Source organism: Vibrio genomosp. F10 str. 9ZD137 (assembly GCF_049974785.1).
Classification (GTDB): Bacteria; Pseudomonadota; Gammaproteobacteria; order Enterobacterales; family Vibrionaceae; genus Vibrio.
On the sequence record NZ_JBNGCJ010000730.1, the window covers coordinates 1 to 4,722 of the forward strand.

General features: G+C 42.0%; 5 protein-coding genes. 2 read left to right on the plus strand and 3 right to left on the minus strand.

Going from position 1 to position 4,722, the window contains the following annotated elements; genetic code table 11:
* Both ACP45E_RS17360 and ACP45E_RS17365 read left to right on the plus strand, forming a co-directional pair.
* Positions 1–985: competence/damage-inducible protein A (locus ACP45E_RS17360; protein ID WP_069585326.1), on the plus strand; the 985-nt coding region annotated here is incomplete at its 5' end.
* A 272-nt stretch (positions 986–1,257) separates the two neighbouring features.
* A complete protein-coding gene (locus tag ACP45E_RS17365) occupies positions 1,258–1,512 on the plus strand; it encodes a hypothetical protein (RefSeq protein WP_017035324.1) in 255 nt (84 codons plus the stop codon).
* A 33-nt stretch (positions 1,513–1,545) separates the two neighbouring features.
* Here the strand turns inward: ACP45E_RS17365 and yfaE are convergent, their stop codons facing one another.
* The 3 genes from yfaE to nrdA form a co-directional block, all read right to left on the minus strand.
* A complete protein-coding gene (gene yfaE / locus ACP45E_RS17370; RefSeq protein WP_017038908.1) occupies positions 1,546–1,824 on the minus strand; it encodes a class I ribonucleotide reductase maintenance protein YfaE in 279 nt (92 codons plus the stop codon).
* A complete protein-coding gene (gene nrdB, locus ACP45E_RS17375; RefSeq protein ID WP_017035326.1) occupies positions 1,824–2,957 on the minus strand; it encodes a class Ia ribonucleoside-diphosphate reductase subunit beta in 1,134 nt (377 codons plus the stop codon). The genes yfaE and nrdB overlap by 1 nt, the downstream gene beginning before the upstream one ends.
* Before the next feature lie 103 nt (positions 2,958–3,060).
* The coding region (nrdA, locus tag ACP45E_RS17380; RefSeq protein WP_069585328.1) for a class 1a ribonucleoside-diphosphate reductase subunit alpha at positions 3,061–4,722 on the minus strand (1,662 nt) is incomplete at its 5' end.

The following is a 4,722-nucleotide window of genomic DNA, read 5'->3' on the forward strand; positions in this document are numbered from 1 at the left end:
GTCAGCAGATGAAGCGTTGACTTTATTCCCAGAGTGGCTGGAAACGCTCCATGCTTTTTTTAATGCTCGAGGTATCACGATGCCAGAAAGCAATGTTAAACAAGCCATGCTGCCTCAAAGTGCCACGATTATAGATAACCCGATAGGAACAGCGTGCGGTTTTAAAATGGTGATTAACGATTGCCTGTTCTACTTTACGCCAGGTGTTCCTAAAGAGTTTGAATTGATGGTGGAAACTCAGATCTTGACGGATTTAAGACACCGTTTCCCTGAACGAGAAAGTTACAGTTGCAGTCGACTATATACACTAGGGACTTCCGAGTCAGTGTTGTCAGATAAATTAGACAAGCTGCAACTTCCACAGGGATATATGATTGGGTATCGCTCGTATTTGCCTTTTATCGAAGTGAAGTTATTTGCGCCTCAAAACGACTTGGAGACTCAAGTTCGTGTGCTGCAAATGATCTATAAGCTTATTGAATCCAACGTGGTGAGTGTTGATGAAAGCATGCTTTCCCATGTTGGTCATCTGGTTGCCGAAAAGAAACAGTCTATCTCTATTTCAGAGCAATCAACCCATGGATGGCTGTCAAATTGGCTCCATTCAGATGTTAATGCGAATCCATTTTGTGGCCACTCATGGATTATGAGTGGTTCTTTAGATGTTTCAAGCCAAGAACAGAACCCTCTGGCCGCTGCATTTGCTCTAGCAGGGGCAACACGAGAAAAGTGTTCAACTGACATTGCGTTAGTGACAGGCAAGTTAGAAGGTAATGAGTTTTCTATCGCGTTATCGACGTCCAAAGGGGAATGGGGGCAAACGCTAGAATTCAAACGTCAATATTCTATGGCTGAACGAAAAGAACTGATCTCGACGATCGCGGCAGATATGCTACGACGATATTTGTCAGGTAAACCAATGTTCATTCAGTACAGTTCAGTGACAAGCCTAAAAGAGATGTTTATTCCTTCAACTCTTATTTAATCTGCAACACGCCTTAATCAACAACTCAGGAGGCTACTTATATCAAAAGTAGCCTTTGTCAAACGTCTACCGAGTGCCGTGCCGTAATAAATTGATGAAATTACTCCTTATTACATACAGAAGAACAACTTTATTTTTTATAAACAAATGGTCTAAATGTAAGTCGATGATTTCAATATAGCGGCTTCATTGTCCTATTTTTGAGGCTATCAATGATGGTGATTACTTGTACACTATCTCCTTCGATGAAACATTCGGTCAAGGAGGTCACTGTGTTTTCTCACTCGAAAATTTTAGTCTGGTATCAAGTGGCAAGTCAAAAAGTGGTTTTAGGTGAAGCGCTTAGGACTCATGGTTACGACCTAGCATCTGATTGGCGACACGCGCCTATTGAAGACAGCAGCAAAGTGGCGCAAGGATATCGTCTCTCTTTGTTTGATGATGACGGTCGAGAAATTGCGGATAAACCGGTTTCGATGTTTACAGCCGATGCATTTTTGGAAGGTATAAAAAAGGCCAGTTTATAACTGACCTTCCTCGCTGATTTTTATGAATACGCGTTATGCGCGTTTTTCTTTCATTCTGTAGCGAACATTTGATAGCTCAACGTTGCTTTTGGCTTTACAGATACAAGGTAAAATTTCATTTTTCTCTGTATAGGCCATAGCAAAACCAACAAACTCTACTTCCCCTGAATCTAATGTACAGCGGCACGCTCCACAGTGCCCATCACGGCAATTGTATTCTGGCTCAAGACCAGCCAACTCGAGCGATTCCAATAAGGTATTGGAAGAATTTGACTCAATGGTGGTGACTTTGTTGATTTTAAGTTGTGCCATTACAGTTCAAAATCCTCAAAATCATTTGCGCTGACTTCGTTGTCAATCTGTCCAACCAAGTAAGAGCTGATTTCTGCTTCCTGTGGCGCTACTTGCACGTTATCTGAAGATAACCAAGCGTTGATCCAAGGAATTGGGTTCGATGTTGCTTCTGGGTAAGCAGCACCTAGGCCAACGGCTTGCATGCGAATATTAGTGATGTACTCAACGTATTGGCAAAGAATGTCTTTGTTAAGACCAATCATAGAACCATCTTTAAATAGGTATTCAGCCCATTCTTTTTCTTGTTCTGCTGCTTCTTTGAATAGGTCAAAACATTCTTGCTTACATTCTTCAGCAATTTGCATGAATTCAAAGTCATCTTGACCATTGCGCAGCAAATTAATCATATGCTGAGTACCTGTTAGATGAAGAGCTTCATCACGAGCAATTAATTTGATGATCTTCGCATTACCTTCCATTAGCTCTCGTTCAGCAAAAGCGAATGAACATGCAAAGCTCACGTAGAAACGAATCGCTTCGAGAGCATTAACCGACATTAAGCAAACGTAAAGTTTCTTCTTTAGATCATGAAGTGTGATTTTTACTTCTTCGCCATTGATGCTGTGAATGCCTTCACCGTAACGGTGATAGTCAGCAGTCAACTTGATCAAATCATCATAGTAAAAAGCAATATCTTTAGCACGCTTTAAGATTTCTTCATTTTCCACGATATCGTCAAATACGACGCCTGGATCATTTACGATATTACGAATGATGTGCGTGTATGAACGAGAGTGAATCGTTTCAGAGAATGACCAGGTTTCGATCCAAGTTTCTACTTCTGGTAGAGATACCAATGGAAGTAGGGCAACGTTAGGGCTGCGGCCTTGGATTGAATCTAGAAGCGTTTGGTATTTCAAGTTAGAGATGAAGATGTGCTTTTCATGCTCAGGAAGCTTGTTGTAGTCGATACGGTCGCTAGATACGTCTACTTCTTCTGGACGCCAGAAGAAAGAAAGCTGTTTCTCGATAAGCTTTTCGAAGATCTCGAATTTTTGTTGGTCGTAACGTGCAACGTTTACCGACTGACCCAAGAACATTGGTTCTTTTAGTTGGTCATTTTTTTGCTGAGAAAAAGTACTGTAAGCCATAAATGCCTCAAATCCTTTAAAGACCCGTAATAAAACGGACCCTGTTAATGCTTTAAACCCAGAGAAGATAACTCTTCTCTGGGGTCTTAATGTTTATTGCGGTTTAGATCTTACAACCGCCGCCTTCACAATCTTCTTCCGGCACTTGAACTGCATCGCCTTGGTCGTCTTTAGCACCATCACGAGTGTTATGGTAGTAAAGCGTTTTAACACCGTATTTATAGGCAGTTAGCAGATCTTGAAGCAGCTTCTTCATTGGAACTTTACCGCTATCATACTTACTAGGGTCATAGTTAGTATTTGCAGAGATAGCTTGATCAACGAATTTTTGCATGATGCCAACTAAATGTAGGTACCCATCGTTTGGACCGATATTCCACAATAACTCGTAGTTCTCTTTGAGATTAACGAAATCAGGAACAACTTGCTTCAAAATACCATCTTTAGACGCTTTTACAGAGACATACCCACGAGGTGGCTCAATGCCGTTTGTCGCGTTGGAAATCTGCGATGAGGTCTCTGATGGCATTAGTGCTGTTAATGTTGAGTTACGCAGACCGTATTCCATAATGTCAGAACGCAGTGCATCCCAGTCGTAATGCAACGGTTCATCACAAATCTTATCAATGTCAGCTTTATAAGTATCGATTGGTAGCAAACCTTTCGCGTAGTTCGTTTCATGGAACGAAGGACAACGACCTTGTTCTTTCGCGAGTTCAACCGATGCTTTCAGAAGGTAGTATTGAATCGCTTCAAAAGTACGGTGGGTTAAACCATTTGCACTACCGTCAGAGTATTTCACGCCATTCTTAGCTAAGTAGTAGGCATAGTTGATAACACCTACACCTAAAGTGCGACGGTTCATTGTTGATTTGTACGCCGCCGGTAATGGGTAGTCTTGGTAATCCAATAAGGCATCGAGAGCTCGAACAACCAGATCGGATAATTCGGCCAGATCATCTAATTCGTTGATAGCACCAAGGTTGAAAGCAGACAGAGTACAAAGAGCGATCTCGCCTTGATCATCTTCTACATTCGAAAGAGGCTTAGTCGGCAATGCAATTTCTAAACATAAGTTAGACTGACGAACCGGTGCTACTTTTGAATCAAATGGGCTATGAGTATTACAGTGATCGACATTTTGAATGTAAATACGACCAGTAGAGGCTCTTTCTTGCATAAGAAGAGAGAACAGTTCAACGGCCTTTACAGAGGTTCTCTTAACCGCTGGGTCATTTTCGTATTGAACATATAAACGCTCAAATTCATCTTGATCTTCGAAGAAAGCGTCGTATAGACCTGGAACGTCAGATGGAGAGAATAAACTGATGTTTCCACCTTGGACCAGACGAGAATACATGAGTTTATTCAGCTGGACGCCGTAATCCATATGACGAACACGGTTTTCTTCCACACCACGGTTATTTTTTAGTACCAATAGTGATTGGACTTCACCATGCCAAAGAGGGTAGAAGACGGTTGCTGCGCCGCCTCGGACACCACCTTGAGAACAACATTTAACAGCGGTTTGGAAGTACTTATAAAAAGGGATACAACCAGTGTGGAAGGCTTCACCACCCCGTATTTCTGAGCCTAAAGAACGAATACGTCCTGCGTTAATACCAATACCTGCGCGTTGAGAGACATAACGAACAATAGAGCTAGCGGTCGCATTGATAGAATCTAAACTATCGCCACATTCGATAAGAACGCATGAACTAAATTGACGGGTCGGCGTACGCACACCCGCCATAATTGGCGTTGG

Bases quoted from the DNA above. Each gene is read 5' to 3' on its own strand.
- yfaE (WP_017038908.1), bottom strand. From the start codon at position 1,824: ATGGCACAACTTAAAATCAACAAAGTCACCACCATTGAGTCAAATTCT.
- nrdB (WP_017035326.1), bottom strand. From the start codon at position 2,957: ATGGCTTACAGTACTTTTTCTCAGCAAAAAAATGACCAACTAAAAGAA.